At 67.4% G+C, this 4412-nt stretch carries 5 protein-coding genes; 2 read left to right on the forward strand and 3 right to left on the reverse strand.

All coding sequences use genetic code 11. The features are described 5' to 3' along the window. Positions 1-106: 106 nt before the first annotated feature. Positions 107-1123, forward strand: a complete 1017-nt coding sequence (locus VFF46_RS26085) for an Rv2578c family radical SAM protein (RefSeq protein WP_325039852.1) — start codon at positions 107-109, stop codon at positions 1121-1123. 66 nt (positions 1124-1189) lie between these two features. Here VFF46_RS26085 and VFF46_RS26090 read toward each other — a convergent pair whose 3' ends face one another. The 3 genes from VFF46_RS26090 to map all read right to left on the reverse strand — a co-directional run bounded on the left by VFF46_RS26090 (position 1190) and on the right by map (position 3618). Continuing rightward, complete coding sequence (locus VFF46_RS26090; RefSeq protein ID WP_325039853.1) at positions 1190-2428, reverse strand: type II toxin-antitoxin system HipA family toxin; 1239 nt, start codon at positions 2426-2428, stop codon at positions 1190-1192. Then, positions 2425-2727, reverse strand: coding sequence for a helix-turn-helix domain-containing protein (locus VFF46_RS26095; RefSeq protein WP_325039854.1), 303 nt, complete (start codon positions 2725-2727; stop codon positions 2425-2427). The genes VFF46_RS26090 and VFF46_RS26095 overlap by 4 nt, the downstream gene beginning before the upstream one ends. Before the next feature lie 123 nt (positions 2728-2850). Beyond that, complete coding sequence (gene map / locus VFF46_RS26100) at positions 2851-3618, reverse strand: type I methionyl aminopeptidase (RefSeq protein WP_325039855.1); 768 nt, start codon at positions 3616-3618, stop codon at positions 2851-2853. Positions 3619-3912: 294 nt separating this feature from the next. Between map and VFF46_RS26105 the strand changes: the two genes are divergently transcribed. Continuing rightward, positions 3913-4412: rRNA adenine N-6-methyltransferase family protein (locus VFF46_RS26105; RefSeq protein ID WP_414673092.1), on the forward strand; the 500-nt coding region annotated here is incomplete at its 3' end.

Genomic DNA, 4412 nt, shown 5'->3' on the forward strand with positions numbered 1-4412 from the left:
CTGTCACCTATCTCCTGATACAGAACCGTCACCGATGTCCTGAGACATCACAGGCTGCGCGTGCCGTGAATTGACCCGAGATCGAACATGTGTTCGACTATAGCGCATGAGATGGGCAGGGCAACGCATCGACGCCGAGACTCCGGGCACGCTGCCGGGGCTCGGGGCGATCGCGGGGCTGGTGCGGTCGGTGACGACGCCGGAGTTCCAGGGGATCACGTTCCATGAGGTGCTCGCGCGGTCCGCGCTGAACTCCGTGCCAGGTTCGGCGCTGCCGTTCAACTGGACCGTCAATCCGTACCGCGGCTGCACCCACGCCTGCCGATACTGCTTCGCCCGCCCGACCCATGCCTACCTGGAGCTCGACACCGGGCAGGACTTCGACCGGCAGATCGTGGTGAAGACCAACGTCGCCGAGGTTCTGCGCCGTGAGCTCGCCCGCCCGTCCTGGTCCCGCGAACCGGTTGCCCTGGGCACCAACACCGATCCGTACCAGCGCGCCGAGGGCCGCTACCGGCTGATGCCCGGCATCATCGACGCACTCGCCTCCTCCGGCACACCGCTGTCGATCCTCACCAAGGGCACTCTGCTCCGCCGAGACCTGCCGTTGCTCACCGAGGCCGCCGCCGACGTCCCGGTCGGCATCGCCGTCTCCCTGGCCCTCGGTGACGAGGTACTCCGCCGTCGCCTCGAGCCCGGCGTACCGTCGGTCCGCGGCCGCCTCGACTTCATCCACACCATCCGCGAAGCCGGCCTGCCGTGCGGCGTGATGGTCGCTCCTGTCCTCCCGTGGCTGACCGACTCCACGGACCAACTCGACCAACTCCTGACGTCCCTCGCCACCGCCGGCGCCACCGGCGTCACCCCGTTGGTGCTGCACTTACGGCCCGGCGTGAAGGAGTGGTTCATGAAATGGCTCGCGTACGACCATCCCGCACTGGTCAGCCGCTACGAGTCCCTGTACGCCCACGGCGCCTACGCAGCCCCCAGCTACCAACGCGCCTTCGACGCGAAGGTCCGCCCCTTACTGGCCAAACACGGCTTCGCTCGCCACTCCTCCCACCGCTCCGAACCCATCCGCGGCATGCACCCTCCCCAACCACCCCAAGACCCCTTGTTCTGAATGGAAGTATCCACGCGACACCGAATATGGTCAGGCGACCGCACGTCATCCGCGACTCGGAGTGGCTCAACCGGCCAGTTCGCTCATCTGCCGGCGCAGGCCTTCCAGGGCGTCCTCGAAGCGCGGCAGCTCGCTCTCTGGGACGCCGTTGCTGCGGGCAACCTCCTTCCAAGCGGCGGTCCCATCCAGTACTTCTCGAAGGATCCGGCGGGCCTCATCGGTGTCGAGCCTGAACGAGTCGACGTACGACATCAGACCGGTCAACTCGTCATCGCGTCGATATGCGCCACCGATACCGGTCACGCGTTGGCTGCTGGTCTCCGGATTCGGGTTGATGTCGAAGGCCGGGGACAGGCGCCATCCGGATCGCCCGTCGCGAAGGAAGCCATGGTTGCGCAGATGGTCGTCGGTGTTGTGAACGGCGACCGAGAACGCAATCCTCCGCCACAGTTGCCGCAGATCGGCGCTAACTCGCGAACCGTACTCCGTCAGAGTCTCGGCGAGTTCGAGGTAGTCGCCCGACGTGCCGTCCTTACCCTGCACCATCGTCATCGCGCTCACGTACCCGATCCGTCCTTGCCGCTCCCGATCGAAACGCTCAAGCACGAGCACCGGTCGGCTGCCGACCGCAGTGAGCCCCCGGGCGGGAACCGCGATGCCCGCGCGGTGAGCCAGATCGAGCGTCGTCTTTTCCCAGCCGATGACGTCCCACTCGTCACCGTGATGCGGGAATTTGGCGATGAACAGCCGGTTCCCGTCGCGCACGGACGCCTTCGGCCGGGCTCCGCCCAGCGAGCCGGAGCCAGCGTCCAGCAGGTCCTTCACGGCCGACAGATCGTCGGGGTCCCGGGCCACGGCATCAGCGGCCTGCAGCAGCCTGGGAAGCTCCACGACCTTGGGAACCGTGAGATCTGGAGCAAGGTAGGGGCCATCTGATGACGTACGGAATCGGAGGGCCCCCTGACGGGTCAGATCGCTGACTCCCAAGAGGTAGTCCACCTCACTCACGGATGGGCTCGTTCTGCCCTCCCGCAACGCCCGGATCCGCACCTGCTTGCCGATCAGGTTCTTGCCCCAGCGGTCTGGTGAACAGTCGGTCAGAGCGCCTGGCATGCCGGCGAAGGTGTGATTTCCCTGCGCGAGCGGCATCGCCGGGTCGATCGCGTAGGCGTCAGTTCGAGCCAGATACGCCTCGCTGTACCGGAACGTCGTCGAGAGGACGTTGCGACGGCGGCTGAAGTATGCCGTACCGACATCGACCGGTCGTCCGTCGAGATCGACGGAGACGAGGACGGCGTCGCTCATCGGCGGACTCTTTTCGGCAGCGCCTGATCCGCTCGGGCGCGACCCAGGTCGGTCTCGTACGGATCGAGCGCCTCGACCACCCGATCCAGCGTCCCCAGCACTCGGGCGACATTGAGGAAGACATCGAGGCCGACTGTGGTCTCCCCGTGCTCCAACTTGCGCAGAGTGTCCCGGGAGACACCGGCCCGGTCTGCGACTTGAGCGGCGGTGAGGCTCTGCAACTTGCGCCACGCGGTCACATGCGCACCGATCCGCTCGGCCGCGAGCCGCGTCCGCACCGGTACAGTCGACCGAGCCACGTGTCATCCTTCCATCTAATGACGAACAGAATCTCCATTCTAACCGATAATGGCGATTCTTCTCGCCATTATCGCCAGGATTCTGAGTCTTGCCCAGCCGCGATCGTCACGTCGTCCGTGTCCTTACGGGAGGGTGAGGATCTGCGGCCCTTCGGGGGTGATGGCTACGGTGTGTTCGGCGTGCGCGCCTCGGGTTCGGTCGGCGGAGCGGAGGGTCCAGCCGTCGGGGTCGATGCGGTAGGTGGAGCCCGGGCCGGACCAGAACCAGGGTTCGATGGCGAAGACGTGGCCGGGGTGGAGTTTGAGGCCGCGGCCGGGGCGGCCGTCGTTCGGGATGTGCGGATCTTGATGCATCCGGCGGCCGATGCCGTGGCCGCCGAAGTCGAGGTTGGTGCCGACGCCGGCCCGCTTGCCGATCCGGCCGATCGCGGCGCCGATGTCGCCGATCCGGTTGCCCGGTACGGCGGCCGCGATACCGGCGGCGAGCGCTTCCTCGGTGGTCGCGATCAGCTCCAGGTCCGCGGCCCGCGGCGTACCGACACAGAAACTGATCGCAGAGTCCGCGCACCAGCCGTCGATCGACGCGCCGCAGTCCACGTTCAGCAGGTCACCGTCCCGCAGTTGCAGATCGTTGGGGAGACCATGCAGTACGGCGTCGTTCACCGACGCGCAGATCACACCGCTGAACGGTGCCGTCGCGAAACCGGGTTGATACCCGTCGAACAGCGACACCGCCCCGGCCGAACGCAGTACGTCCCGCGCGGCTTCGTCGAGCTCGAGCAGTGAGACGCCGGCCGTGGCGTGCTTCTTCACGGTCTGCAACGCGTTCGCGACCACCCGCCCGGCCGCGCGCATCTGCTCGATCTCCGCGGGGGTCCTCAGCTCGACCATGATTCCACTTACTACCACACCCGCGCTGGACGCGATCAGGTCCGAGGGGTGGAGATGGCTGTCCGGCGACGCGCAGTAGTCGGGGGGATGCGCGCGGGCGGTCCGACGCTGCTTGCCGATGGCAACAGTCAGCTGGTGATTACGGGAGTCTGGTCGGCGTTGGTGGCGGACGGCCTGTTCTCGGCGTACGGACGGGGGGCGTGACGGCGTTGGGCTGCGGCGAAAATGCTTTGAGGTGCTGGGGAAGGGGCGGTTAGGGTCGGCGCATGATTACGTACTTCGTGATGGTCCGTCGTGCCCGCCTCCGGGCAGGCGCGGGGTGCCTGGGGATGGCATCCGCTCGATAGTCGTTGGGCCGAACGGGTTGTGGACGCGGCCGGGGTCGTCCCCGGCGAACTCGTCCTCGACGTCGGGGCCGGCCTCGGTGCGTTGACCGCGCCGCTGGTCCGTGCCGGCGCCCGGGTGATCGCGGTCGAACTCCATCCCGGTCGTGCCGACCGGTTGCGCCGGCGGTTCGCGGACGCACCGGTGACGGTCGTCCGGGCCGATGCCGGTGACCTGAGGTTGCCGTCACGGCCGTTCCGGGTGGTGTCGAGCCCGCCGTACAACATCTCCACGCTGCTGCTGAAACGCCTGCTGGCACAGGGTTCTCGCATGGTGTCGGCGGACTTGGTGCTGCAGCGGCAGGTGGCGAACCGGTGGGTACGCGGCGACGCTCCCGGGGCGAACCGGTGGTTCCGCCACTACAGCCCCTCAATCGGCCTACGCCTTCCCCGCAAGGCTTTCACCCCACC

It is taken from the genome of Kribbella sp. (genome assembly GCF_035655035.1).
Lineage (GTDB): Bacteria > Actinomycetota > Actinomycetes > Propionibacteriales > Kribbellaceae > Kribbella.